Genomic DNA, 25787 nt, shown 5'->3' with positions numbered 1-25787 from the left:
TATGGCGCAGTTGGTAGCGCGCCTCCATGGCATGGAGGAGGTCTGGGGTTCGAATCCCCATAGCTCCACGAGTCGGGCTCTTGTGGTCGGTGCGCTTCGCGCACCTTCCGCGAGGGCCCGCTGTGTTTATCGGGGGGACGACCCCCCGAACCCCCCGATGTGGGGGCTCCGCCCCCACGCCCCCTCCCGGTGCTCGAACTGGTCGCGAACTGGTCGCCCGTGGCTAGGTGGCCGACGCCCGATTCCCGTTCCTGCGTCGTCCGGCATCGCTGTCGAGGCGGTCGTTGTGTGGCATGAGTGTTCCGAGGCGGTCATGGTTCGAGCAGGGGGTCGCCGAGGGCGATTTCGATGGTGCCGTCTCTGCACGTGTCGTTCGCGTCGACGGTGAGGCTGAGACGTATCAGGCCACGCACGTCCAGGTCGACGGTGAGGGGGTGGCCGAGCCGCAGGGTTTGCGACCGGATCGTCTTTCCGTCGCCGGCGATCTTCATTGATGTCGGTGCGGCGTTCGGGGTGTCGTCGGCCAGTCCCAGGGTGGCGCGGAAGTGGCCATATCTGCGGCTGAGGGCGTACTCGCGGATCTGGTTGTCGCAGCCGAGGCCGACGGTGATGCCATGTTCATGGGTGCGCCCGTCGATGATGACCGGGCGGTCCGTCCAGGTCTGGCGCGGGTCGAGGACGTTTGCGGTCTGGCTGACGGGGTCGAGATCTGTCAGATAGACCGTCTGGGCGGGCCGAGACGGGGACGGGTCCTTGGCAGTACCGGCTGTTGCCCGGGCCGCGGTCGAAGGGTCGGCGCCCGGGGAGCCGCCATGGTCCGCTGAAGAGTTGTCGGGCATGACGGCGATCACAAGCCCGCAGATGATGAGCGTAGCGAAGGCGCCGACGCCCGCCGCGATCAGCATCCTGCGGTCGACCCGCCGAGCTCGGAAGGGAAAGGGTGCCGGCGGTGGTGCGGCGCGATAGGCGCCCATCTGGGCGATGATGGCGGGCGGAAGCCAGTCCGCCGGCGGCGGCGCCGGACCGGGCCACAGCTCGCGGATGAGTTCTGCGGGCCGCGGGCGCTGCGCCGGGTCCTTGGACAGGCATCGGGCGATCAGTGGACGTAGTTCGTCGGGGCACTGGTCGAGATCGGGGTCACGCGAAAACGCCATGCGCGGCGTCGGGCTGCAGGGGCTATCAGCCCCGCCCGAATCACCTGGACGGGACGGCCGTCCGGTCTGGACCCTGACGCCCGGCGACCACCCACGCCCCCGGGACGACCTCATCCGACCGCAACCGCATCCGCTCGGCCATCCCCGCAGGCCAGCGCGTTCCTACCGACGACCGCACCTGCATCTCTGTCGCGCCCGTCAGGTCCGCACCGTACAGGTTCGCGCAGGTCAGGTCCGCTCGGGTCAAATTCGCGCTGTTCAGGTTCGCGCCGGTCAGATTCGCGTCGGCCGGGTCTGCAACGTCCAGGTCTGCGGCGGCCAGGGGAAGACGGACGTGTGCTCGGCGGGGTGATGAGGTTCGGGGGTGTCGGGGACCGTTTGGCGGGGAGCCGGGGTGCGGGCTAGCGCCGATGATCCTGCCGAGTCTGCTGTCGGCGCGTACGCCGCGCCGGGCGGGGTTGTACCGGCCGCTGGGGGCTCGGGCTCAGGTTCCAGGACGGCCTGGGTGTCCAGGGTGAGCGGGACCTGGCGGGCCAGCTTCTCGATCACCAGGGGAGCGGCGATCCCGAGCCCGAACGCCGCCGTCGCCTCGGTGACCTGGCCGTCGTGGGCCATCGCGGCGGCGACCGCGCACCCGGCCCCGACCCGGATCAGCACTGACACCAGGAACGCCGCCATGCCCCGGGTGGGCCGCCGAGCCTATGTCGCTGTCCGGATGGCGTGGGCGCAGCAGGCGGCGGCCAGGTTCGTCCCTGGGGAGGGATTTACAGGTCGAAGGTGATGGCGTCGTCGTGGTCGCCTCGTTCGGCCATGCGACGTTGCAGGTTGCCCCGGGCGTGGAGGTAAACCTGGCGGAACCGCTTCGGGTGGCGAGCGGCCAAGTCGCGGTAAAGCGTGACCGCCTCTCGCGCCGTCCGCAGCCCCTCACGGTACTCGCCGACCTGGTCCAGAGTGGCAGCGAGGTTGTGCAATGCAGAGGCGAGGGTGGGGCGGTGGGCGGGGTTGCTGGCGGCCAAGTCTCGGCAGAGTGCGACAGTTTCTCGCGCGACGTGCAGTCCCTCGTCGTACTCATCGATCTGATACAGAGTGGCAGCGAGGTTGTGCAATGCAGAGGCGAGGGCGAGGCGGTGGGTGGAGTGGTCGGCGGCCAGGTCTCGATAAAGTGTGACGGCTTCTCGCGCGACGCGCAGTCCCTCGTCGTACTCGCCGACCTGGGCCAGAGCGACGGTGAGGATGCGCAGGGCGCTAGCGAGTTCGGGGCGGTGGGTGGCGTTGCCGGCGGCCAGTTCACGGCAGAGTGTGACGGCTTCTCGCGCGGCCTGCAGTCCCTCGTCGTGCTCGCCGACCTGATACAGAGTCGCAGCGAGGTTGTGCAATGCAGAGGCGAGGGTGGGGCGGTGGGCGGGGTTGCTGGCGGCCAGGTCCCGGCGGAGCGCGATGGCTTCTCGCTCGGCCTGCAGTTCCTCGTCGTACTCGCCGACGAGGCTCAGAGCGACGGCGAGGTTGCTTAGAGCGCTAGCGAGTTCGGGGCGATGGGTGGCGTTGCCGGCGGCCAGTTCACGGCAGAGTGTGACGGCTTCTCGCGCGGCCTGCAGTCCCTCGTCATACTCGCCGACCTGATCCAGAGCGGCAGTGAGCCTGCGCAGGGCAGCGGCGAGTTCGGGGCGATGGGCGGGGTAGTCGGCGGCCAGTTCGCGGGAGAGTGCGACGGCTTCCTGCGCGACGTGCAGTCCCTCGTGGTACTCGCCGACCTCGTTCAGAGTGGCAGCGAGGTTGCTTAGGGCGTTGGCGAGTTCGAGGCGGTGGGTGGGGTTGTCGGCGGCTATGTCGCGGGAGAGCGTGAGGGCTTCTCGTGCGACTTGTAGTTCCTCGTCGTACTCGCCGACCCGGTCCAGAGCGACGGTGAGGCTGCGCAGGGCGCTAGCGAGGCCGGGAAGGTGGGTGGGGTTTTCTGCGGCCAGTTCACGGAAGAGCGTGACAGCTTCTCGCGCCGCCTGCAGTCCTTCGTGGTACTCGCCGACCTGGTCCAGAGCGACCGCGATGTAGTGCAGGGCAAGGGCGGCGTCAGGGCGGTGGGTGGTGGTGCGGGCGTGGCGCAGGTGGTGGCGGGCCAGGGCGAGGGCGCAGTGCGGTAGGGCGTGGTCGGGGATGAGGGCGGTGAGGCGGGTGGTGGTGTCGGGGTCGAGGTCGGCTCGGGCCAGGGCGGCGGCGGTGGCGAGGTCCAGGTCATGGCGGCGGGTGGTGGTGAGCGCGGCGTGGACGGCGTAGTGGGCCCGTCGTACTGGATCCCCGTCCAGGACCTGTTCGAACAGCCGCTGTGCCGGCGGGTGGTGCTCACCGGCGCGGGCCAGCACGGTCAGCACCCGCCCGGCCTGCTCCTCCTCCAGTCCGGTGAGCAGATGCCGTGCGAACTCCGAGGTGTCGCCTGTGGCGTCTGTTGTGTCGCTGCCGGTGCTGGCGGGCTGGTTGGTGAGGTGGGTGGTGACGAACCAGTCGGTGAGCACGTCCGGGCCGACCCGCATCCCCGCGCTGGTGTCGGCTGGGTATAGGGCGTGGGCCCAGCGGGCCAGATTGAGCACCCGTTCGCTGGAGGCGTCGGCCAGTTCGGGGATCCGGCGCAGGATCCGCACGGCCGCCTGATCGCCCGCCGGGGCGAACAGCACCAGCGCGACCATCACCCGGGCCAGCAGCACATCGGTAACGTCCGCGAGGCCCCACCGGTCCGCTGCCGCCGTCGCGCGCCACCAGCGTGCCTCGTGCTCCATCAGCACCCGCGCTACCTCATCGACCGGCGTCGGTACCCCAGGCGGCGCGGTGGGCGGTGTTGTGCGCAGCACTGCGGCCATCGCCTCGGCCAGCACCTCTATCAGGGTCTGTCCGGCGCGTATCGGCGCCACCATTGCAGACACCGGCGGCGGAGTAACGCCGCGGGCATGGGCGAACGCGTGCACCGCCTCCCCGTACCAGCGGACCAGATCAGCGGACTCGCCCAGTGGTTGCAGCGACATCACCGCCGCGGCTTTCACCAGCGCGGCATGCCGCTCGGGGATCCGCCCGGCCAGCGCTTGGACCAGCCCGGAGCCGTTGCGGGCGATCAGCACGACCCGCAGCCGCGCCTGTCCTCGGTATCCCGCCATTGCTTCCAGCAGCGCCCCCAGATCCGTGCGGGAGTCGGCGTCATCGACCAAGGCCAACACCTTGCCCCCGGGCACTGCCGCTGCGGCGTCCGCCAGCGCGGCGGCCTTTCCCTCACCCAGCCACCCGGTCACCCACCCGTCCCCGGCCGACTGCGCGGCGGCCCGCAACGCCAGCCGGGTCTTCCCGCACCCGCCGGGCCCGTCCATCACCAGCAGCCCCGATACCGCCTCGTCCCGGCACCACGCCCACCATCGGTCCAACTCGGCGCGCCGTCCCCAGAACCGGGTCGGGCACCACTGCGGCAGCAGGTCCTCCAGCACAGCGCGCGCCCGAGCCGCCTCCGTCGGATCGTCCCCGCCGGAGGCGAGCTCGGGCCGCGGCACCTGCAGCGGCTCCAGCACCGCCGCCAACGCCTCCCGGGCCGCGGCGGACTCCTCGGCCCGGGACAGCACCACACCGAAATACGACCCGCTCGCCCCGGCCAGCCCCGCGACCACCGCCGCGATCACCGCCCGCCACACCAACGGCCAGCCCGCCGGAACCACCAGCGGCGGCACCCCCGCACCCACACTGGCCACCACCCCCAGCACCCAGGGGTTCTTCGCCCACCGCACCATCCACCCAGCATCACCCTCGGCCGAAACCTCAGCCCCGCAAAACCTCACAACTGGCCTTAACCGGCAACCAGCGGGACCGGAACGCAGACCGGACAGGCCGACCATCACCCCGCATCTCCTGGTCACCTGTGGCACCAAAGCCGATGCCTGCCCGGCTCCGTGCGCGGGGGTCCTTTCCGTGAGCCGGGGTGTCAGTTGAGTGATGCGAAGAAGGCCCGCAGGTCGGTGGTCAGCAGGTCGGGGGTCTCCAGGGCGGCGAAGTGGCCGCCCCGATCGAATTCGGTCCAGTGCGTCACGTTGTGGACCTGCTCGGCCAGTGGACGGATCGAGAGGTCGGTCGGGAAGACCGCGACGCCCGTCGGGACCGTCCCGCGGCTCCTCGGAGCGTGCATGGACGGGTCGTTGAACCGTTCGTAGTACGTGTGGGCCGCCGATCCGGCCGTTTCGGTGAACCAGTAGATGCTCACGTCGGTGAGGATCCGGTCGAGGTCCACGGCCTCTTCGGGCAGGTCGCGGGACGGATCGGTCCAGTCCTTGAACTTCTCCACGATCCAGGCGAGCTGGCCCGCGGGGCTGTCGTGCAGGGCGGCGGCGATGGTCTGCGGGCGCGTCGCCTGGAGCTGCATGTACGCGCCGAGGTTCTCGCGCCAGTCCTGGAACCCGGCCAGCCGCCGCCGCTCGGCGTCGTTCAGCGCCCCCATGACCGACGGGTCGCCGGTCGGGAACGTGAGCAGGGCGTTGACGTGGATTCCGATCACGCGGTCGGGCGCCAGACGGCCGATGAGCGGGGCGACGAACGCGCCGACGTCGCCGCCCTGCACGCCGTAGCGGTCGTAGCCGAGCCGGGACATCAGCTCGGCCAGCGCCGCCGCCGTCCGGCCGTCGGTCCAGCCGGTGCTCGTCAGCGGCCCGGAGAAGCCGTAGCCGGGCAGGGACGGGATGACGACGTCGAACGCGTCGCCGGGCGTGCCGCCGTGCGCCACCGGATCGGTGAGCGGCTCGACGAGGTCGAGGAACTCGACGACGGAGCCGGGCCAGCCGTGCAGGAGCAGCAGCGGCGTCGCGTCCGGCTCGGCGGAGCGGACGTGCAGGAAGTGGACGTTCGCGCCGTCGATCACGGTCGTGAACTGGGGATACCGGTTGATCGCCGCCTCCTGTACGCGCCAGTCGAAGTCGGCGGCCCAGTAGTCGGCGAGCTTGCCGAGGTACGCGGTCGGCACGCCGCGTTCCCAGCCGGTGCCGGGGATCTCGGGAGCCCAGCGGGTGCGGCGGAGCCGGTACCGCAGGTTCTGGATCGCGCTCTCCTCCACGTCGACGCGGTAGGGGATCAGGTCTCTGGTGGTTTCGCTGTTCATGAAACTGACGCTATTCGGCATTGGTGTCAGGTTCTGGCACTGATTCTTGGCATGATGCGGTCATGCTGGAAACGTCGGCCCGGCTGCTGCGGCTACTCTCCCTGCTCCAGTCCCGGGCGGACTGGACCGGCGCCGAACTCGCCGAACGTCTCGGCGTCGGAATCCGCACGCTGCGGCGGGACGTCGAGCGGCTGCGCGGGCTGGGCTACCCGGTCGAGGCCACGCCCGGCGCGCTCGGCGGCTACCGGCTCGGGATCGGCGCGAATCTGCCGCCGCTGCTCCTGGACGACGAGGAGGCCGTCGCCGTCGTCATCAGCCTGCGGACGGCGGCGACCGGGACCGTCGCGGGTATGGAGGAGGCGGCGCTGCGGGCCCTGGCGAAGGTCCAGCAGGTGCTGCCGTCCCGAATCCGGCACCGGGTGACCGCGCTGCAGACGATGACGGTGTCGCTGGCGAGCGCCGCCGACACGGGGGTGAGCGCGGACCTGCTGGCCGCGCTCGCCACGGCGTGCCGCGACCACCGCCGGATACGCGTGCGCTACCGGACGTCGTCGCGGGAGCTGGAGCCGTACCGGCTCGTCCACACGTCCCGCCGTTGGTACCTGCTGGCGTGGGATCTCGGCAGGGACGACTGGCGGACGTTCCGCGCCGACCGGATCGAGCCGCCGCTCGGGCCGCCCGGCGCCCGCTTCGCGCCGCGTCCGCTCCCCGACGGCGACCCGGCCGCCTACATCTCCCACTCGATCAGCGCGGCGCCGTACCGCTACCAGGCGCGGGTCCTCTTCCACGCGCCGCTGGAGCGGATGGCCCCCCGCACCTCGCCCGCGGCCGGACGTCTGGAGGCCGTGGACGACCGCACGTGCGTGTTCCACACCGGCTCGAACTCGCTGGAGGAACTGGCCCTGTACGTCGCGGTGAAGGGAGTCGACTTCGAAATCCTGGACCCGCCGGAACTGATCCCGGTGCTCCACGAGATCGCCGACCGCCTCCACCGAGCCGCGACCCCACGCCCCCGCCCATGACTTCCCGCCGACCCGTCCAGACGCGCCTGCTCCCACGCCTGGTAGCCCACCGAGGCCGAGTGGGAGTCGTCAGACCAGCCCGGTGTGCTGGGCGTCGAAGTGGTCGTTGTCGAACACGACGGTGTCGGGCGTGTAGTCCCCGCGCAGCCGGAGCAGCAGGTACCGGGCCGCGGACCGGACGCCGGGATGGTCGGCGTCCGCTGCCGCGGTGAGGCCGTCCTCGGCGAGAGCGGCGTCGGTGCCCAGGTACACCAGCGCGTTGAGGGCTTGGAGGCGTATCGGTGGCGGGTGCTCCGGGCTGAGCGCTTGCGCCAGGACGACGACGCCGCGCGGGCCGTCCACCGCCAAGCCGTAGGCCTCGGCCGCTGCGATCCGGACGTGGGCCGACGGATCGTCCAGGGCGGTCTCCAGTGCGGTTGCGGCCGGGGCGGCGTCTGCGCCCAGCATCAGAAGGCCCTGCGCCGCCCAGTACCGGATCACCTCGTGGGCGTCGGTGAGCGCGGTGACGAACGTGGCGAGGTTCGCCGGGTCCCGGGTGATCGCCGTGGCGGCCAGGGCCATGACCTCGCGCAGCGGGTAGGCGCCCGGTTCCCTGCTCGGGCCGTAGCCCTGGAGCGGTGAGCCTTCGGGGATGAAGCCGTTGTCGTTCACCCGCAGGAGGTGGGCGTCCAGCAGGTCGCGCAGGGTCGCCAGCCGCTCGGCGTGGCGGGGGTCGTCGGCGAGGTTGTGCGTCTCGTCGGGGTCTTCGGCCAGGTCGTACAGTTCCTCGGCGGGCTTGGGGCGGAAGAACCGGTCGGTCGGCTCGTCCAGCGTCCCGGCCAGGTGCGCGGCCTCCCACGCCTGGTAGCCGCGCGCCATCCACATGTACGCCACGTGCTGCCCGTACGGACGGTGCGGGGCGTAGTTGCGCAGGTAGCGGTAGCGCTCGTCGCGCACGGTGCGGACGAAGTCGTACCGCTCGCCCATCCGGTCCCGGCCGCCGAACGCCAGGCCGGCCGGGGGCTCGGCGGCGCGTCCGAGGAGCGGACGGCCCTGCATGCTCGCGGGCACCCGGACGTCCGCCAGCGACAGCAGCGTCGGCGCCAGGTCGATGTGGCTCACGGCGGTGGTGACGCGCTCGCCGGGACGCCACGGGGACAGGTGCGCGAACCGCGCGGGGACCCGGACGACGAGCGGGACGCGCAGCCCCTCGTCGTAGCAGAACCGCTTCGACCGCGGGCCGACGCCGCCGTGGTCCGACGAGTACAGCACGACGGTGTCCTCCCACAGCCCGTCTTCTTCCAGCTCACGCAGCAGCCGCGTGAACACGCGGTCGACCTTCTCGATCGCCGTGTAGTAGCGGGCGAGGTCCGCGCGGATCTCGGGCAGGTCCGGCAGGAACTCGGGGACGCGCACCTGCTCGGGCGAAACGGTGGTCACCGGCTCGTGGAAAAGCGCCGACTCGTGCGTGTCCATGGGATTGAAGACCGCCAGGAACGGCGCGCCGTCCGGACGGTCGCGCCAGTGCGCGGTGGCGCTCGACTCGTCCCAGACGGCGTCCTTGTCGAGATCGGTGTTGTAGTCGGTCTTGGCATTGTTCGTGCAGTAGTAGCCCGCTTCGCGCAGCAGCTCGGCGTAGGTGTCCAGGGCGTCCGGGAAGGGCGAGACCGCGCGCATGTGCTGCGCCGGTCCGTGGCTCGCGGCATGGACGCCGGTGATCAGGCTGAACCGGGACGGCGCGCAGACCGGCGCGGTGCAGAACGCCTGCTCGAACAGCACGCCCTCGCGGGCCAGCCGGTCGATCGCGGGCATCCGCCCGAGGACGTCCCCGTAGGCCGCGCCGTGCGGGGAGCAGTCCTCGCTCATCAGCCACAGGATGTTCGGCCGCGACGCGCCGGTCATCGCGTCTCCGCCAGGTCGGCCGCGAGCGCGCGCAGCTGCCGCGTGGTCAGGTGGGCTGAGCGGGCGAGGTCGTAGAGGGTGAGCTGCGGCATCGCCGCGACGAGTTCGCTGTCCAGGACGAACGGCACGTGCTTCTCCAGGACGGGCCGCACCGGCGTCCGGGCCAGGTGCAGGAGCGGCCGGGTCAGCAGGTCGGACGCGGGCAGCCCCTCCACCGGCGGCAGCGGCTCGGCGGCGGCGTCGGCCTGGTCCCGCTGCGCGGCGACGAGGAGATGGTCGCGGGTGACCGGTTCGTCCTGCGGTATCCCGAGGCGCCGGTACTGCGAGGGCGGCGCGTCGCTCTCGCGCAGCAGGCGTTGCAGCAGCCGGAGCATCCGCAGCTCGACCTCGTCGTCCACCAGCGGGTGTTCCTGCCCCGGATCGGTCTCCAGGTCGAACAGCAGCGTCCCGTGCAGCCACGGGTTGGACATGCGGGCGGATCCGGCGGCCGGCATGCGCATCGTCCGCAGGCCCTTGGTGAACGACAGCGGCTCGGACGGCTCCCAGTCGACCAGCTCACCGACCGCGAAGCGCGACCGCATGTGGGTCGGCATCAGCGTGAACTCCTCCAGCGGTTCGTTCGCGCGGTCGGTGGCGGCGCGCATGTAGACGTATCGCCCGTCGGTGACGTTCACGTGGCCGCCGTGGATGCCGAACAGCGCGCCGTCGCGGACGGCGCGGTCGTCCTCCAGGACGTCGGCGAGGTCGCGGCCCTGCATGTCGGGGGTCGGTGCGAGGCCGAAGAAGCCCAGCACCGTCGGCGCGATGTCGATGGTCTGCGCGAGCGCGGCGCGGCGGGTGTCGCGGTGGGCGGTGCGGGGGTCCCAGACGAACATCGGCAGGTGGACGAGTTCGTTGAACCACGGCATCACCGACTTGGCCCACCAGCCGTGCTCGCCGAGCAGGAACCCGTGGTCGGTGTTGACGATCAGCAGCGTGTCGTCCCACAGGCCGTGCCGGTCCATGGCGTCCAGCACCCGGCCCAGCGAGCGGTCGCACATCGACACCAGCGCCGCGTACTCGTTGCGCGCGTGCCGGACGGTGTCGGCGGGCTCGACCGTCTTGGCGTACGGCGGCCAGTCGAACCGCGGCTCGGGATAGTCGTCCGCGTACTTCTTGCGGTACTCGTCGTTGTTGGTGAAGAACGGCTCGTGCGGGTCGAACATCTCGATCTGCACCAGCCACCGGTCGGCCGCGGCGTTGGTGTCGATGAAGTGCACGCCCGCGTCGACGGTGAGCGTCTGGGAGTGCTCGGCCTCGGTGGGCATGTACCGGCGGTTGACCTCGTCCTGGCTCAGCATCCGGGCGCGCTGCCCGGCGGGCGGCTGCCCGGTGACCACGCCTTTCCACGGGTCGCCCTCCTGGCCGCGGAAGAACTCCCAGGTCGAGTAGCGGGTGTGGTACGTCGCGCCGCCGTCCTCCCAGTAGTGCGGGTGGTCGGACGCCAGATGGGTGTGCACTCCCGCGTCCCGCAGGATCTGCGGCATCGAGTCGTCGAACGGCTCCAGCGGCCCCCAGCTGCGGTGCAGGAAGTTGTACCGCCCGGTGTGCAGCTCACGCCGCGCCGGCATGCACGGCATCGACCCGGCGTAGAAGGTGTCGAACGTCACCGCCCGCCGCGCGAGCCGCGCGAAGTTGGGCGCGTCGACGAACGTGTCCCGCGCGTACGGCGCCAGCAGGTGCCGGTTCAGGCTGTCGAACATGACGATGATCGCCTTCACCGTGGGTCGGTTCCTCTCCGGTTGGTCGAGCGGGGGGACGGTCGCGGCTCACGCGGTCTCGGCGCGCAGCCGCCGACGCGCCTCGCGGCGCTCGCGCTGGGCCTGCGGATCCGGCAGCGGCGCCGCCAGGAACAGCTTCTGCGTGTAGGGGTGCTGCGGGTGGTCGGTGACCTGGCGCACCTCGCCCGACTCGACGATCTCCCCGGCCCGCATGACCGCGACGCGGTGGCTGAGATGCCGGACGACCGCGAGGTCGTGCGAGACGAACAGGTAGGCGACCCCGGTGCGCTCCTGGATCTCCCGGAACAGGCTCAGCACCCGCGCCTGCGTGGACAGGTCCAGTGCCGAGACGGGCTCGTCGCACACGATCAGCGCGGGGGAGAGGGCCAGGGCGCGGGCGATCGCGATGCGCTGCCGCTGGCCGCCGGAGAACTCGCGCGGCAGCCGCCGCCCGGCGTCCGCGGGAAGGTGGACCTGGTCGAGGAGGTCCCGCACGCGCCGGCGCGCCTCGTCGGCCGGGACGCGCCGCGCGAGCAGCGGCTCGACCAGGGTCCGCTCGATCACCAGGGACGGGTTCAGCGAGGTGTACGGGTCCTGGAAGACGACCTGGATCTGCGCGGCGAGCCCGCGGCGCGCGGACCGCGACAGTCGGCTGATCTCCCGGCCCCGGAAGCGGATCGAACCGGACGTCACCGGGGCGAGGCCGAGCACCGCGCGGCCGAACGTGGTCTTGCCCGATCCGGACTCCCCGACCAGGCCGACCGTCTCGCCGGCGTCGACGTCCAGGCCGACGCCGTGCAGCGCCCGGAACGGCGGCCTGCGCAGGCCCTTGACGGGGTACTCCACGACGAGGTCCCGCACCTGAAGCAGCGGCTCGTTCATGCGTCCGCCCCGTCCTGCGGCGACCCCGCGGGCTCCCCGGTCGCGATGACGGCGTCGAACAGGGCCCGCGTGTACGGGTGCTGCGGCGCGGCGAAGAGGGCGTCGACCGGGCCGGTCTCCACGACGCGTCCGTGCCGCATCACCGACACCCGGTCGCACAGGTCCGCCACGACGCCGAAGTCGTGGGTCACCAGCAGCACCCCCATTCCGAGGTCGTCGCGCAGGTCGCGCAGCAGGTCGAGGACCTCGGCCTGGACGGTGACGTCCAGCGCGGTCGTGGGTTCGTCGGCGATGAGCAGCTTCGGCTCGCAGGCGACGGCGCCCGCGATCAGCACGCGCTGCGCCATGCCGCCGGAGATCTCGTGCGGGTAGGCGCGGAACGTCCGCTCCGGGTCGGGGATGCCGACGCGGTCCAGCAACTCCAGCGCGCGGGCGCGGGCCTGCGCCCGGCCGTATCCGCGGTGCGTCCGGATCGGTTCGACGAGCTGGCTCCCCACCGTGAAGCTCGGGTCGAGGTTGCTCATCGGTTCCTGCGGGATGTACGCGATCGCGTCGCCGCGCAGGCGGGTGAGCCGCTTGGCGGGCAGCCCGGTCAGCTCGGTGCCGTCGAACACGATCGATCCGGACGTCCGGGCTCCGGCGGGCAGCAGGCGCAGGATCGAGAACGCCGTCTGCGTCTTGCCGGAGCCGGACTCGCCGACCAGGCCGTGCACCTCGCCTTCGCGGACCGACAGCGACACCTCGTCCACGACCCGCCGGGCCGAGCCGTCGGGCCGCCGGTACGCGACCACCAGGTCGCGGACCTCCAGCAGCGCTTCCCCGCCGGACGGCGCCGGGGGCGCGGCGTGCTCGTCGTCGGCGTCGTGCCGTGTCGGCGCGGGCTCGGCGGTGCGTTCCAGGGCGTCGCGCAGCGCGTTGGACAGCAGCGTCAGCGCGACGCAGGTGACCCCGATCGCCAGGCTCGGCCAGGCCAGCGCGACCGGCGCGGTGTAGATGTTGGCGAACGCGTCGTTGAGCATCCCGCCCCAGGTCGGCACCGACGGGTCGCCGAGCCCGAGGAACGTGATGCCCGACTGCAGGGCGATGGCGGCGCTGCCGACGCCCGCCGCCAGGATGATCGCCGGTGCCCGCACGACGGTGAGGACGTGCCTGCCGATGATCCGCGGATCGCTCAGGCCGGACACGCGCGCGGCGTCGACGTACAGCTCGTTGCGCACGCCGGACACGGCGGCGTGGACGACGCGGTAGAAGGCCGGGGACAGCAGGACTCCGAAGATCGCCATCGTCGTCCACAGCGACGGCCCGACCACCGCCCGGACGGCCAGCAGGGCGACGATGCCCGGCAGCGCCATGATCAGGCTCGCGACCCAGGTGCCGGCGGTCTCCGTCCATCCGCCGTAGTAGCCCGCCAGCAGCCCGGCGCCGATGCCGATCACGGCCGCGACGAGCAGGGTCAGCGCGGCCCCGGCCACCGAGATCTGCGACGCGTGCAGCAGCCGGGACAGGATGTCGCGGCCCGAGCCGTCCGCGCCGAGCAGGTGCGCGGAGCCCGGACCGGCCAGGATGTCCCGGGCCGCCGGTTCGTCGGGGTCGTACGGGGAGAGCCACGACGCCAGCAGCGCCGAGACGAGCACCAGCGCCAGCCATCCGATCGCGGCCACGCCGAGCGGGTTGCGCAGCAGGCGGCGCAGGCTGCCGGGCGCCGGAACGGAGGCGACGTCGGGCACCGCGAGGGACGGGTCGCTCATCCGAGCCGCACCTTCGGGTTCAGCCAGCCCTGGACCAGGTCGACCAGCAGGTTCACGAGGACGACCAGGACGGCCGACACCACCACCAGCCCCATCACCAGCGGGATGTCACCCTGCCCGGTGGCGGTGACGGCGACCTGCCCGAGGCCCGGGATCGCGAAGACCTGCTCGATGATCACCGCGCCGCCGAGCAGCCCGACGACCTGCACCCCGAGGAAGGACAGCGCGGGTCCGGCGGCGTTGCGCAGCACGTGCCGGTACACCACGCGGGACTCCGGGAGGCCCCGGCTGCGCAGCGTGCGGACGTAGTCCCGGCCGAGTTCGTCGAGGACCGATCCGCGGACCTGCTGGACGACCCCGGACACGCCGTTGATGGTCAGCGCCAGCACGGGCAGCGTGATGGACGACAACCACAGCTGCGGGGAGTCGGCGAACCGGACGTACCCGGTCGGCCGGAACCAGTGCAGCGAGATCGCGAAGAGGGTGACCAGGCCGAGCGAGATCAGGAAGTTCGGGACGGCGTGCCCCAGAACCCCCAGGAACTGCACCACCCGGTCCACCCAGCCGCCGCGCGTGGCGGCCACGACGCCGAGCACCGTCGCGAGGACCACGGTCAGCAGCGTGGAGCCGATCACCAGCGTCACCGTGACCGACAGGCGGCTCAGGATCGCCGTCCGGACGTCCTGGCCGTTGAACCACGAGGTGCCCAGATCCCCGTGGACCGCTCCAGACGCCCAGTGGCCGAACTGGGTCCAGATCGGGCGGTCCAGCCCCAGCTCGTGCTCCTTGGCGCGGACCGCGGCGTCGTCGGCGTCCTCGCCGAGCAGCTGCCGGGCGATGCGATCGCCCGCGCCGAGATAGAGCAGGAAGAACGTCAGGGTGGCGAGCGCCGCGATCAGGACGACGCCGGAACCGAGCCTGCGTGCGATGAACCGGTACACGTCAGCCCCTGGGGGTGATGTTCCACAGGTACGGGTAGGCGTTGTTCTGCTGCGGCACGGCCGTCGTGTTGCGGTCCACCGCGAAGCCAAGGCGCGGCCGGTACCAGGGCGCGAACCACGCCTGCTCGACGATGTACCGGTTGAGGTCCTTCCCGGCCTTCGCCGCCTCGGCGGCCGAGCCGGTCTGGAGCTTCCCGGCGAGCGCGGCGACCGTCGGGTCGGCGGTGTGGAACGGGTTCCAGGTCGCGTGCGGCAGCAGCTTGAAGTTGGCGACGTGCCAGGCCGTCGGGTCGGTCTGGAGCGGGAGGCCGGCGACCACGGAGAACTTCCCCTTGGCGACGTCGGCGAGCAGGCTGTTCTGCGGCTCGTTCACGTACTTCACGGTGATCCCCACCGCGCCCAGCTCCTGCTTGACCAGGTCGTAGAGGACCGTGCTCCCGCTCGGGACCTGCGGGATCGTCACCGCGAACCCGCCCGCGTAGCCGGCGTCCTTGAGGAGCTGCTTGGCCTTGGCGGGGTCGTAGGGGTAGCGGCCGTCCAGCGCCGGGTCGAAGGACTCCTTGTCGGTGGCCTTGAAGATCTGGGTGGTCGGCGTGCCGAGGCCCTTGCCGACGGCCTTCACCAGCGTCGGGCGGTCCACCGCGTAGTTGATCGCCTGGCGGACCCGGACGTCCTTCAGCGCGGGCGTGATCTTGCCGTCGCGGTCGAACAGCAGCAGGCCGAGGAAGTTGAGCTCGGAGGTCTTCACGTCGAACCCGGCCGCCGCGACCTGCTGCTGCACGCTCGCGTCGGGGACCGCGACGCCGTTGACCTGTCCGCCGCGCACGGCGTTCACGGTCGCCGTGGGCGTCTGGTAGACGGTGAGGACGATGCTCGCGTAGTGCTGGTCGGCGGGCTTCCAGTAGTTCGGGTTCCGCTTGTAGACGTACGTCGAGCCGATGACGGTCTTCGCGGCGTCGAGCACGTAGGGGCCCGTCCCGACCGGACGGGTGTCGGCGTTCGCTGCGCCGAACGTCTTCGGGCTCGCCTGCAGCCCGGCAGCCCCGGCCAAGTACGACAGCAGCGCCGGATTCGGCGCGCTCAGGGTGAGCCGCAGGGTCGAGGCGTCCACCGCCTCGGCCGTGCGGACCTCCTGCAGATAGGACCGCAGGTTGGAGGTGCCGTCCCGGAACCGGGTGATGTTCTCGGCGGCGACCTTGGCGTCGAAGGGCGTCCCGTCGCTGAACTTCACGCCCGTGCGCAGCTTCAACGTCAGCACGGTCTTGTCCGCGTTGTACGACCACTCGGTCGCCAGGCCGGGCTCGATCTTCAGGTCCGGGTCCTGCCGCAGCAGGGTGTCGTAGACGGCCTGGTGGAAGGGCGCGTCGTTCGCCCAGGCGGCCTTGCTCGCCGCCAGCGAGGCGGGGACGACCACCGAGCCGAGCCGCAGCGTGCCGGTGGCCCGCGCCCCGGTGGCGTTCTTGTCGCCCGCCGCTGTGCCCGCGTCACCGCCGCACCCCGCCAGCCCCAACACGGCGCCGACGACCAGACCACCTGCGGTTATCCTGCGGACCCAGAGCACGAGCATTCCTCTCATCGAAGCGGTTACCGAACCATACCGGTAGGTATTGGTAACTGTTGCCCCTGGGTGTCCCCGCACCGGACCGCTGCGCCGACGCGTCCTCTCCGCGTCGCGGTCTCGCGCTGCTGCGCGAACTTCCTTCCCGCCGCGCCGGTGAGCGCGACGGCGTTCTCGCCGGTGGCTCCCGGGACGCTGCCGGTGACGGCGGCCCACGCGCCGAGGCGGTGGTCGCCGCCGGCGGGGCGGGAGTGAGGTCGTGGGACGGCAAGGGTTTTCCCGGTTTCGGGGGATCAAGGGTCTTCCTAGGTTGAGCGCGACACACGGGGGATCGCGTTCGAACCGTAGGAGACTGGATGAACTCCCTCTTCCGGGCCTCGACCTTCCGGCGCGCCCTGGGCGCCGGATCGGCGCTGGTCCTGACCCTTCCCGGGGTGGCGGTGGCCGCGCCGCCGCCCGGTCCCGGCGCGTCGGTGCGGATCGCGCCGGGCATGGCGGCGGCGATGCGCCGCGACCTCGGACTGACCGATGAGCAGATGCGCGCCCGGCTGGACGCCGAGGCGGCGGCGCGCGGCGTCGCCGCCCGGCTTCCGGCCGGGCCCGACCAGCCCGGACGGTGGTTCGACGCCGCGTCGGGACGGCTGGCCGTCGCCGTCACCACCGACGAGGCGGCGGCGCGGGCGCGCGCGGCGGGGGCCGTGCCGGTGCGGGTCCGCCATGACCAGGCCGCCCTGGCGCGCGCCGTCCGCGCGGTGACGCCCGCTCCGGGGCTGGTCAGTTGGGGAGTGGATCCGCGGCGGAACCGCGTCCGGGTCGCCCTCGACGCCCGTGCCGACGATCCGGCGACCGCGGCTCTGGCCCGGCGGCTGCGCGGGCTCGGCGACGTGGTGTCGGTCGTCACCGCCGCGCGGCAGCACCAGCAGGGCACGGTGCGCGGGGGCGACAAATGGGTGCCGGGCAGTGAGGGGGCGTGCTCGGTGGGATTCTCGGCCGTGGGTTCCGACGGCTCCCGCCACTTCCTGACGGCCGGGCACTGCACCAACGACGCCAACCAGGCGGCCTATGGCTACGACGGCTCCCGCGTCGGTACGTCCAACACCGGCGGCACGCATAGCGTCAACGCGCGTGAGGGGGACTTCGGGCTGGTCGACGTCGACCAGCCTGGTTGGACGCTGTCGCCCGACGTCAACACCTACGGCGGCAGTGACGTGGTCGTCACCGGGTACGCCCAGCCCGTCACCGGGATGTCGATCTGCCGTTCCGGGCAGACGTCCGGCTGGCGGTGCGGGACGGTCACGGCGGTCAACCAGTCCGTGGACTACGGCAACGTCGTCGTCGACGGCCTGTTCATCACCAACGCGTGCTCGCAGGGCGGCGACTCCGGCGGCTCCTACGTCAGCGGGGACAAGGCCGTCGGGATCCACTCCGGCGGCGGGAACGCCTGCGGGCAGTCCAATCCCAACACCGACGCCCAGCCGGTCGGCGAGGCCCTGGCCAAGTGGAACCTCACGCTGAGCACCGGCGGGACGCAGCCCGGCAAGGTCACCGTGGCGTCCCCCGGCGACCAGACCGGGACCGTCGGGCAGGCCGCCTCGCTGACGCTGCGCGCGTCCGGCGGCACCGCGCCCTACACCTGGTCGGCGACGGGCCTGCCGTCCGGACTGCGGATCGACGCCTCCACCGGCGTCGTCTCAGGCACGCCGAGCACGGCCGGGACGAGTTCCGTCACCGTCACGGCCCGCGACAAGAACGGCACGACCGGCACCGCCTCGTTCGGCTGGACGATCCGGACCACCGGCGGCACCACGCCGACGATCGTCAACCCCGGGTCGCAGACCGCCTACGTGGGCACGCCGGTGACGCTGCCGATCCAGGCGTCCAACGCGGTCCGCTACCAGGCGACGGGCCTGCCGACCGGCCTGCGGATCGACGCGGCGACCGGCGTCGTCTCCGGCACGCCGAGCCAGTGGGGGATCTTCACCTCCACCGTCACGGTGACCGGGTCCGGCGGGGCGACGGCCAGTGCCCGCTTCACCTGGAACGTCTGGTTCCGGTAGGCGCAGAGGGCCTGACCGCCGGGACGTCCCGGCGGTCAGGCCCGCGCCGCCTCGTCCCGGCCGAGCGCGCCCGCGAGTTCGGTGCGCGACCGGACGTCCAGCTTCCGGTAGATCCGGCTCAGCGTCCCCTCCACGGTCTTGACCGACAGGAACAGCCGCTGCGCCGCCTCCTGGTTGGTGGCCCCGGCCGCGACCAGGACGGCGAGCCGCCGCTCGGTCTCGGTCAGCGCCGCCCCCGCGGACGCCGCCGGACGGTCCAGCAGCGCCCCCGCCAGCCGGCTCCACGGCCGCGCCCGCGCCGTGTCGAAGAGGTCGGCGGCGTGCTCGAAGTGGGCGCGGGCGGCGGCGCGGCGGCGCCGGGCGCGTTCGACGCGGCCCGCCGCGAGCAGCGTCCGGCCCGCCTCCACCGGCATCCCGAGCGCGGTGAACCCGGCGGCGCCCGCGCGGAGCCGGACCGCCGCCTCGTCGTGCCGGCCCCGCGCCGCCGCGCACAGCGCCGCCGCCCGCTCCACGGCGGGATGGGGATCGAGGGCGGCCAGCACGGACTCGGCCTCGGCGGTCGCGCCCGCCGCCGTCAGCGCCTCGGCCAGCTCCGGCCGCCAGCGCAGCACGCGCGGGTCGGCGACGCGCTGGCGGGTCTCCAGCTCGGCGACCTCGCGCAGCGCCGTCACCGCGTCGGCGGCGCGGCCGGCCATCAGGTGCGCCGAGCCGAGCGCCAGCAGCCCGCGCGGCAGGAAGACGAGGTCGTGCTCGCGGCGGGACGACCGGACGGCGCGCCGGGCGAGGTCGGCGGCGCGGTCCAGGTCCCCGCCGGCGGTCTGCGCGACGGCGGCGGTGTACCAGGCGGGCCCCGGCGACAGGCCCGCCGCCGCGCACACGCCGACGGCGCGGTCGCTCCAGTCGAGCGCGCGGGCGCACGCGCCGCGCCGGACGTCGACCTCCGCCAGGCTGCGCAGCACCTCTTCCAGGTCCTCGGCGTCGCCGCGCCGCTCGGCCGCCGGGAGCAGCGCGAGCAGCCGGTCGCGGGCCTCGTCCAGCCGGTCGTCGAACACGGCGTGCCGCGCGGCGAGGTACTGCGGGCAGCGCTGGACGCCGATCGCCTCCACCGGGACGTCCAGCGCGAGCGCGGCGGCGAGGGTGCGCGCGGCGGCGGGGTCGCCGGTGATGCGCTCCATCCGGGCCAGCATCGTCAGGGCCGTCGCCTCGCCCGCGCGGTCGCCGCCGCGCCGGGCGAGGTCGACCGACCGGGCGGCGGCCGTGCGGGCGCGCCCCGGGTCGCCGCCGAGATTGTGCCGGACGGCCGTCCGGAGCTGCACCGCCGCCGCCAGCACCGGGTCGTCCCCGGCGGCGGCCGTCGCGGCGGCGAGCACGTCGTCCAGCTCGTGCAGCGCCTGACCGCCCGCGTCGACGGCGGCCAGCAGCGCCGCGACCCGTTCCGCGCGGCCCGCCGACGCGGCCTCCACCGCCGCGCCCACCCGGCGGGCCAGCTCGGCGGATCCGCCGGCGGCGGCGTCGGCCGCCGCCGCGCGCAGCCGGGCGCGGCGCGCGCCGTCCTCGCCGGGCGGGGTCCGCCGGGCCGCCAGCAGCGCCAGCTCCCCGGCCGGCTCGCGGCGGCCGCGGGACCGGGCGACGGCGGCGGCGCGGTCGGCCTCGGCGGCGAGCGCGGCGTCGAACCCGTCCCGGGCCAGCAGGCGGTGCCGGACGGCCTGCACCGGGTCCTCGACGGCCCCGGCCAGCGCGGCGTGGACGGGCCGGGTGTCGCCCGCGTCCCTGACGAGCGCCGCCGCGAACAGGCCGGCGGTGAAGCGGACCGTCCCGTCGTCCTCGGCCGCCACCACGCCCGCGCGCGCGGCGGCCTCCAGGTGGACGGCCGCGTCCCAGTACCCGGCCCGGTGCAGCACCGCCGCCGTCGGGCGCCGCACGAGGGCCGCCGCCGTCAGGGTCGCGCGGACGTCCGCCGCGAGCCGGGCCAGGCCGTCCGCGGCGGCGTCCAGGGCGTGGGACGGCGGCGCGGGCATCCGCGCCGGACCGGGCGCGCCCGCCGCCAGGCTCTCGGCGAGCGCTACGGCCAGCCGCGGATTGCCGCCGCAGGCGCGGTGCGCGCGCGTCGCCCAGGCGGCCGGGAGCCCGTGCGTCTCCAGCAGGGCCGCGACGTCGTCCACCGTCAGCGGGGGGAGCAGCAGCCGGGCCGCCCGGGGGCCGCACAGCCGCAGGGCGTTCCCCGGACGCGGCTCGGTCGCCGTCACGCGCGCCGGGACGGAACTCAGGACGCCCGCGAGGATCCCGACGTCGGCGTCGTGGAGCCGCTGGGCGTCGTCCACGAGGATCCGCGCGCCCGGCGCCGCCTTCAGGGCCGCCGCGAGCGCGAGCCGGACGGCGACCGGGTCCCAGCCCCCGGCGGGCGGGGCGGCCCGGCGCACGAGCGCGTCGGTGACCGCGCGCAGCGGCCCCGTCGGCGCGGGCGGCGCGAGCCCGGCCGCCGCCAGGCCAGCTAAGAGCTCGGCGACCGCGCCGTACGGCCCGTCCGGCTGACCGGAGATCCGCACGACCGGGCCGGGGACGCGTTCGGCCAGCGCGTCCAGCAGCCAGGACCGTCCGTAGCCCCAGGGCCCCCAGACCACGGCGCGCGCCGCCGCCGCGGCCCGGTCCACCAGGCCCGCGCGCGTCATCGCCCGTCCCGGTGGAAGCGCCAGGCGTCCTCGACCATCGCGGGGAGGCCGCGCCGGGCCGTCCAGCCGAGGTCGGCGCCGATCCGGGCCGCGGACGCCACGAGCACGGGCGCGTCGCCGGGCCGCCGGGGCGCGACCCGGACTGGAATGGGACGCCCGGTGACCTCGCGGCACACGTCCAGCACGTCCTTGACCGAGTAGCCGGTCTCGCCGCCGACGTTGTAGACGACGTGCCGTCCGGGCTCGCACGCCTGGAGCGCGAGCGCGTAGGCCGCGCCGAGGTCGGCGACGTGGACGTAGTCGCGGACGCAGGTCCCGTCGGGCGTGGGGTGGTCGGTGCCGAAGAGGTCGGCGCGGTCGCGGCGGCCGAGCGCCACGGCGAGCAGATTGGGGACGAGATGGGTCTCCACGGCGTGCCGCTCGCCGTGGCGGCCGTACGCTCCGGCGACATTGGCGTGCCGCAAGCTGACGCCGCCCAGCCCGTACCGGCGCGCGAACTCCTCCAGGGTCTGGTCCACGGCGAGCCTGGCGGCCCCGAACGGGCCGGTCGGCGCCGTCGGATCGGTCTCCCGGACGGGCACCGACGTCGGCTTCCCGTAGACGGCCGCGGTCGAGGACGCCACGATCCGGTCCACGCCGGTGCGGCGCATGGCGTCGAGCAGGACGAGGGTCTCGCCGAGGTTGACGTCCCAGCAGTCCTCCGGCCAACTCGCCGACCCGTCCGCGACCGAGCGCGCCGCGAGGTGCAGGACGGCGTCGAACCCGCCCTCCGCCAGCACCCGGAACGCCGCGCCGCGCAGCGTGCCTCGGACGAGGCGCGCCCCGGCGGGGCAGGCGTCGGCGTGGCCGGTCGACAGGTCGTCCAGGACGACGACCCGGTGCCCGAACTCCAGGAGCCGGGCGGCGACGACGCTGCCGACGTAACCGGCGCCCCCGGTGACCAACAGCTTCATCGCCGCCCTTTCACCGCCCCGGATTCTTTATGACGTGAGGTAGAGCTTGCGGTCGAAGGTTCCCGAGCCGGGGACCTTTTCGCCGCGCGCGATGGCCGACGCGCCGAACGTGCCGTTGGCGGGGCAGAGCCCGTCGCTTCCGGGCAGCCTGACCAGGGTGATGTTGGTGGACTTGCCCTGGGCGTCGTCGTTGGGGAGCGGGCGGTTGGGGTTGTCGCGGTTGTAAAGGTCGAAGGAAAGGCCCGGGGTTCCATTGGTGCGGAAGCCGAAGTAGCAGACGCGGTGGGCGAAGAGGAAGTCGCCTTCGAGCTTGAAGGTGAGGTCGCCGTCGATGGTGAGGGTGCCGTCGCGTCCGCGGGCGACGGGCGCGTAGGTGACGTGGCCGGTGTTGCGGGGCAGGTCGCCGAGGTCGGTGGGCGGGGAGCTGATGCCGTTGGACGTCCGGCAGGCGCCGATCGACGCGGCCGTGAGCGCGCCGGTGCCGGCGGCCGTGATCGTGCCCTTCAGCTTCGCGTTGTCGCAGGTCCCGGTCACGTTCGTGCCGAGGAAGGAGATGCCGAAGGTGACGGCGCCGACCGTGGAGACCTGCCAGTTCCCCGCGTAGGGGGCACCGGTGGCGGTCTCCTGGCGGACGGTGGTGGTCGCGGCCGACGCGGCGGTGGCCGTCGCGCCGACGACGGCGCCGGCCGCCACGAGGGACAGCGGAAGAAGCGAGCGGATTTTCACGGGTTCTCCTGTCGGGTGGGTTTTCAGGAAAGGGCGTGCGGTCATGAGATTCCGGCGGACAGCGTCGTCGCATGGCCCGCGCCGAACGGGTGTTGTGTTCGCAGCGCGTTGCGGGCGGGCGGCGTCCGGGTGTTTCCCGTGCGCGGCCGGACGAGTTTCGCGCTGTCGCTCCCCGCGGGTTCGCCGTACCGGGCGCGCAGGATCATTTCCAGTTCGAGGCAGCCGCGCGGATCGTGGAGGTCGGTGCCGAGCAGTTCTTCCAGGCGCCGCAGCCGGAACCGGATGGTCTGCGGATGGACGCAGAGCCGGACCCCGGCCTCTGTCGCGTTGAAATTGCATTCCAGCAGGACCAGCAGCGTCCGCGCGAGCCGGTCGGCCTGGGCGGGCGGAAGGCCGGCGAGCGGGGCGAGCCGGAGGTCGGCCGCGTGGTCGAGCAGGTCCTCGGCGGCGAAGACCACCAGCAGCGGGACGTGGTCCATGCAGCGCACCACGCCGTCCGCGGCGATCTTGCCGCGCCGGACGAGGTCCAGCGCGCGCCGCGCCCACGTCAGCGACTCGGGCAGCCGGGGGACCGGCAGCGCCGGCCCCTGCACGACGATCCACTCCTTGAGCAGCGCCCGGAGCTGCCGGGCGCGGGCGCCGCCGTCGGGGTCGGGGACGATCAGGCGCGGCTCGGGCAGCGCCGGGTCGACCAGCACGTCGGGCGGGAGCAGGAGCGGGCGCGGCTCGGCGGCGCGCGGGTGCAGCAGCACGGCCGCCGCGGCGGCGGGGACGCGCCAGTCCGCCGCGCGCGCCGCCTCCGGCAGGGTCCGCGGGTCGGCGCCGTCCAGGAGCCGCCCGACCAGCCGGACGCGCCGGCGGTGCAGCAGCTCGTGGGCGCCCGTCCGCGCGGCGGCGTGCCCGGCGGCGGCCTCGGCGAGGACGGCGTCGAGGTAGGCGAACTGGGCTTCGGCGATGGCGCCGAGCGCGGCGCCGTCGAGGTCGAGCGACTCGGCCACCGGGACGAGCGCGCGCCAGACGGCGCGCGCGCCCCGGTGCAGCGCGGTGTGCAGGTCGCCGAGGTCCAGGCCGCGCAGCGCCACGCCGTGGCCGATCTCGCGGTAGGTCGCGGCGACGCGCGGCCAGGCGCGGCCGGGGTCTCGGGTGAGCGTCTCGAACAGCCGCAGGCTCTCGGCGGCCCAGGCGCGCGCCTCCGCGCTCACGGCGTCGGCCTGCGGATCGGCCGCCAGTTCCTCGGCGATCAGCGCGACGTACGGGCGTATCCGGTCGAGAAGGCCGGGGCGGATCGCCTCGAACGGACGCGTGTCGAACCGTGGCACGGCAGTGGGTCCGTGCGCGTCCGCTCGCGGGACGCTCGATCGGTCGCTCATCGCTCGCGCGGACCGGCGCATGTCGCGACGCGCCTCCGGAAGCGCGGCCCCTCCACGGCCGCGACCGTCCGGGGAGCGGGGCGGGCGACCGCGCGGAACGTCGCGGCGGAACTCGGTCTGGGGCGCGGGGACATGGCGAGGTCCTTTCGGCGTGCGCGTGTGAACCGTCGCGGAGAAGACGTCGGCGCGGCGGCCGGATTACAGGGCCGCGCGGAATTTCTTCGTCCGGTTCCGCGCCGGCGTTGTCACGTGAGCACGAGCGAACGCGCGGAGAGCGCGCGAACAGTGCATTGCCGGGCGGGTGCGGCGGGGGCATCCTCGGTGCTCCGTGATCGCCGCGGGACGGAACGCGTCCCTTTCCGTCGCCCACGTCCGCGCAGGGCCGCGAAAACGTTTCACCTTCGGGATTTCGGTCGCCGTTGCGCGGGGGCGCGGCCAGCGATGTTCGTCTCCGGGGAGGGAGCCTGAACATGATCGAGGCGGTCGGTGCGGATCTGGCGGAGCGGGTGCGGGCGGGCGACGAGCAGGCCGTCGCGGAGGTGTTCCTGCGGCACCACTCGGCGATGCTGGCGTACGCGCAGGCGTTGTGCCGGGATCGGCATACGGCCGAGGATCTGGCCAGTGAGGCGTTCACGCGGACGCTTCAGGCCGTCCGGCGGGGCGGGGGCCCGGACGGTGCGTGGCGGCCGTATTTGTATGCGGCGGTGCGGAACCTGGCGGCGGACTGGGCGCGGGCCCAGCGGCGTGCGGTGCCGTCGGACGACATCGCCGACCTGGCCGAGTCCGCAGGCCGTCCGGCGGACACCGGCACGGGGCCGGACGAGCACGCGGCGCGTGCGGAGGACCGGTCGCTGATCAGCGCGGCGTTCCGGGCGCTGCCGGTGCGCGAGCAGACGGTGCTGTGGCACACGATCGTGGAGGAGGAGCCGCGCGCGCAGGTCGCCGCCGCGCTGGGGACGACGCAGAACCATCTCAACGTGCTGGTGTTCCGCGCCCGCGAGAGTCTGCGCGAGGCCTACTTGGCGTTGCACGCCGCGACCACGTGCGCGGGGTACGCCAAGCTCCTCGCCCGCGCCGTCCGCAGGCAGCGCGATTCGCGCAGGCTGCGCGCGCATCTGGACGACTGCGCGCACTGCCGGGCCGTCTACGCCGAGCTGATCGACCTGGACCGGTACCTGCGCGCCGCGCTGCTGCCCGCCGTGCTGCTGCCGGCGCTCGTCGGCAAGTCCGGGGCGGCGGTGACGGGCGCGGTGGCCGCCAAGGCCGGACTGCTGCACAAGCTGGTGTCGCTTCCGGGCGCAGCCGTGGCGGGGACGGCGGGCGTCGCGCTGGTCACCGTCCCGATCGTGATCGCGCTGAACGGGCCCGACGGTCCGGCGCCCCGGCACGACCCGCCCGCCGCCGCCACCGCGCAGCCCGACCCGTCCCAGACCCGCCGACCCCGCCCCCCGGGAGCGACCGGCGACGTCATGGCCGAACCGATCCGCGGCCAGACCGCCATCACGACGCCCGCGCCGTCCACGCCGCCCGCCCGCACGGCGCCCAAGCCCAGACCCACCGCAGGCGCCACGGACGCGCAGCGGCGCGCGATCCAGGACGGCCGGAGCATGATCGCCGCCGCCAACCGGGGACGCACCGCCAACGGCGTCCCGCCCCTGCGCACCGACGACCGCCTCAACCGCGCCGCCGCCGACCAGGCGCTGGAAATGGCGCGGACCGGCACCGTCCAGGCCCAGACCCAGACGATGGCGACCCGCTACGGCTACCCGACCTGGTCGGGGGCCTACAGCTCGGGCGGCATCGACCCCGTGGCCGCCGCGACCCGCTGGTTCGGCCCCCAGGCGCCCGCCGGCAGCGTGGCGCGCTCACCCGACACCCGCGCCATCGGCGCCGCCTGCGCCCGCGGCGCGCAGGGCGCCACCTGGTGCTCCCTCCTCGTCGGACGCACCTGAGCCC

Annotated in this window: 18 protein-coding genes and 1 tRNA gene; 4 read left to right on the top strand and 15 right to left on the bottom strand. The window is 73.7% G+C overall.

Going from position 1 to position 25787, the window contains the following annotated elements; translation table 11 throughout:
- Nucleotide 1: 1 nt before the first annotated feature.
- Nucleotides 2–68 (top strand) — tRNA-Ala (locus tag GQ466_RS17250).
- 243 nt (nucleotides 69–311) lie between these two features.
- Here the strand turns inward: GQ466_RS17250 and GQ466_RS17245 are convergent.
- From GQ466_RS17245 to GQ466_RS17230, 5 genes are all read right to left on the bottom strand, one after another.
- Nucleotides 312–1154 carry an NPCBM/NEW2 domain-containing protein gene (locus tag GQ466_RS17245; RefSeq protein WP_161103996.1) on the bottom strand — a complete coding sequence of 281 codons (843 nt, stop codon included), beginning with the start codon at nucleotides 1152–1154 and terminating at the stop codon, nucleotides 312–314.
- A 40-nt stretch (nucleotides 1155–1194) separates the two neighbouring features.
- Nucleotides 1195–1401, bottom strand: a complete 207-nt coding sequence (locus tag GQ466_RS33160; RefSeq protein WP_202420706.1) for a pentapeptide repeat-containing protein — start codon at nucleotides 1399–1401, stop codon at nucleotides 1195–1197.
- Between the two features lie 26 nt (nucleotides 1402–1427).
- A complete protein-coding gene (locus tag GQ466_RS30780) occupies nucleotides 1428–1817 on the bottom strand; it encodes a hypothetical protein (RefSeq protein ID WP_202420705.1) in 390 nt (129 codons plus the stop codon).
- Between the two features lie 101 nt (nucleotides 1818–1918).
- Nucleotides 1919–4909 (bottom strand): tetratricopeptide repeat protein, encoded by a 2991-nt coding sequence (locus GQ466_RS17235; RefSeq protein ID WP_161103995.1) that lies wholly within the window; start codon nucleotides 4907–4909, stop codon nucleotides 1919–1921.
- 191 nt (nucleotides 4910–5100) lie between these two features.
- Entirely contained in the window at nucleotides 5101–6264 is a 1164-nt protein-coding gene (locus GQ466_RS17230) for an epoxide hydrolase family protein (protein WP_161103994.1), read from the bottom strand.
- Between the two features lie 62 nt (nucleotides 6265–6326).
- On the opposite strand from GQ466_RS17230, the gene GQ466_RS17225 reads away from it, so the two are divergent.
- Nucleotides 6327–7286, top strand: coding sequence for a helix-turn-helix transcriptional regulator (locus GQ466_RS17225; RefSeq protein WP_161103993.1), 960 nt, complete (start codon nucleotides 6327–6329; stop codon nucleotides 7284–7286).
- A gap of 69 nt (nucleotides 7287–7355) precedes the next feature.
- Here GQ466_RS17225 and GQ466_RS17220 read toward each other — a convergent pair whose 3' ends face one another.
- From GQ466_RS17220 to GQ466_RS17195, 6 genes are read right to left on the bottom strand one after another with little or no spacing between them, the layout of a single operon-like run.
- A complete protein-coding gene (locus tag GQ466_RS17220; RefSeq protein WP_161103992.1) occupies nucleotides 7356–9167 on the bottom strand; it encodes a sulfatase-like hydrolase/transferase in 1812 nt (603 codons plus the stop codon).
- On the bottom strand, nucleotides 9164–10927 hold the full coding sequence (locus GQ466_RS17215; RefSeq protein WP_161103991.1) for a sulfatase-like hydrolase/transferase: 1764 nt from the start codon (nucleotides 10925–10927) through the stop codon (nucleotides 9164–9166). The genes GQ466_RS17220 and GQ466_RS17215 overlap by 4 nt, the downstream gene beginning before the upstream one ends.
- Nucleotides 10928–10975: 48 nt before the next feature.
- Nucleotides 10976–11809, bottom strand: coding sequence for an ATP-binding cassette domain-containing protein (locus tag GQ466_RS17210; RefSeq protein ID WP_161103990.1), 834 nt, complete (start codon nucleotides 11807–11809; stop codon nucleotides 10976–10978).
- Nucleotides 11806–13557, bottom strand: coding sequence for a dipeptide/oligopeptide/nickel ABC transporter permease/ATP-binding protein (locus tag GQ466_RS17205; RefSeq protein WP_161103989.1), 1752 nt, complete (start codon nucleotides 13555–13557; stop codon nucleotides 11806–11808). Before GQ466_RS17205 ends, GQ466_RS17210 begins: the two co-directional genes overlap by 4 nt.
- Entirely contained in the window at nucleotides 13554–14498 is a 945-nt protein-coding gene (locus GQ466_RS17200) for an ABC transporter permease subunit (protein ID WP_161103988.1), read from the bottom strand. Before GQ466_RS17200 ends, GQ466_RS17205 begins: the two co-directional genes overlap by 4 nt.
- A gap of 1 nt (nucleotide 14499) precedes the next feature.
- Nucleotides 14500–16065: an ABC transporter substrate-binding protein gene (locus GQ466_RS17195; RefSeq protein WP_202420704.1), complete on the bottom strand. Its 1566-nt coding sequence runs from the start codon at nucleotides 16063–16065 to the stop codon at nucleotides 14500–14502.
- Between the two features lie 347 nt (nucleotides 16066–16412).
- Between GQ466_RS17195 and GQ466_RS32380 the strand changes: the two genes are divergently transcribed.
- Nucleotides 16413–18113 carry a putative Ig domain-containing protein gene (locus tag GQ466_RS32380; protein ID WP_272918050.1) on the top strand — a complete coding sequence of 567 codons (1701 nt, stop codon included), beginning with the start codon at nucleotides 16413–16415 and terminating at the stop codon, nucleotides 18111–18113.
- Between the two features lie 35 nt (nucleotides 18114–18148).
- Here the strand turns inward: GQ466_RS32380 and GQ466_RS32375 are convergent, their stop codons facing one another.
- The 4 genes from GQ466_RS32375 to GQ466_RS32835 are packed head-to-tail and all read right to left on the bottom strand — an operon-like array spanning nucleotide 18149 to nucleotide 23780.
- Nucleotides 18149–20782: a helix-turn-helix domain-containing protein gene (locus GQ466_RS32375; protein WP_161103987.1), complete on the bottom strand. Its 2634-nt coding sequence runs from the start codon at nucleotides 20780–20782 to the stop codon at nucleotides 18149–18151.
- The gene (galE, locus tag GQ466_RS17180) at nucleotides 20779–21735 is read right to left on the bottom strand and encodes a UDP-glucose 4-epimerase GalE (protein WP_161103986.1); all 957 of its coding nucleotides are present in this window, start codon (nucleotides 21733–21735) and stop codon (nucleotides 20779–20781) included. Before galE ends, GQ466_RS32375 begins: the two co-directional genes overlap by 4 nt.
- Before the next feature lie 27 nt (nucleotides 21736–21762).
- The gene (locus GQ466_RS17175; RefSeq protein ID WP_161103985.1) at nucleotides 21763–22461 is read right to left on the bottom strand and encodes a hypothetical protein; all 699 of its coding nucleotides are present in this window, start codon (nucleotides 22459–22461) and stop codon (nucleotides 21763–21765) included.
- Between the two features lie 41 nt (nucleotides 22462–22502).
- On the bottom strand, nucleotides 22503–23780 hold the full coding sequence (locus GQ466_RS32835) for a PucR family transcriptional regulator (RefSeq protein ID WP_337193515.1): 1278 nt from the start codon (nucleotides 23778–23780) through the stop codon (nucleotides 22503–22505).
- Between the two features lie 521 nt (nucleotides 23781–24301).
- Here GQ466_RS32835 and GQ466_RS17165 point away from each other — a divergent pair.
- The gene (locus tag GQ466_RS17165) at nucleotides 24302–25783 is read left to right on the top strand and encodes a sigma-70 family RNA polymerase sigma factor (RefSeq protein ID WP_161103983.1); all 1482 of its coding nucleotides are present in this window, start codon (nucleotides 24302–24304) and stop codon (nucleotides 25781–25783) included.
- Nucleotides 25784–25787 lie beyond the last annotated feature (4 nt).

The organism is Actinomadura rayongensis, assembly GCF_009831215.1.
Taxonomy (GTDB): domain Bacteria; phylum Actinomycetota; class Actinomycetes; order Streptosporangiales; family Streptosporangiaceae; genus Spirillospora; species Spirillospora rayongensis.
This window is presented reverse-complemented; position numbering and strand designations above follow the sequence as displayed.